Below are 424 nucleotides of genomic sequence, written 5' to 3'. Positions count from 1 at the left end.
TTCAACACACAGCCGCCCGAAGGCGGCTGGAACCGAGGTATGCGGCAAATTGGTTCTGATTGGCGTTTCAACACACAGCCGCCCGAAGGCGGCTGGAGGTGCGCGCGGCGCGGCGGCAACCTGTACGGTCGTTTCAACACACAGCCGCCCGAAGGCGGCTGGGACAGAGCAAGGCATAAGGCAGTATGCCGATGATGTTTCAACACACAGCCGCCCGAAGGCGGCTGGGTCCGAATCCGTACTTTTCCATGTTTTCACGGAGTTTCAACACACAGCCGCCCGAAGGCGGCTGGTTGGGCAGCTTCACATATAGGCGACCACGAGAATGTTTCAACACACAGCCGCCCGAAGGCGGCTGGGTAACCATCGCAAAATGCAACGGCAATCCGCTTGAGTTTCAACACACAGCCGCCCGAAGGCGGCT

Annotated in this window: 1 CRISPR repeat array. The window is 59.7% G+C overall.

What is annotated here, in order from left to right:
• Window position 1: 1 nt before the first annotated feature.
• A CRISPR array of direct repeats spans window positions 2-424; the repeat unit is 27 nt; unit sequence TCAACACACAGCCGCCCGAAGGCGGCT.

Source organism: Neisseria sp. HMSC074B07, assembly GCF_001810355.1.
Lineage (GTDB): Bacteria > Pseudomonadota > Gammaproteobacteria > Burkholderiales > Neisseriaceae > Neisseria.
The sequence above is the reverse complement of the archived record's forward strand: the minus strand, read 5'-3'. Positions and strand labels throughout refer to the sequence as shown.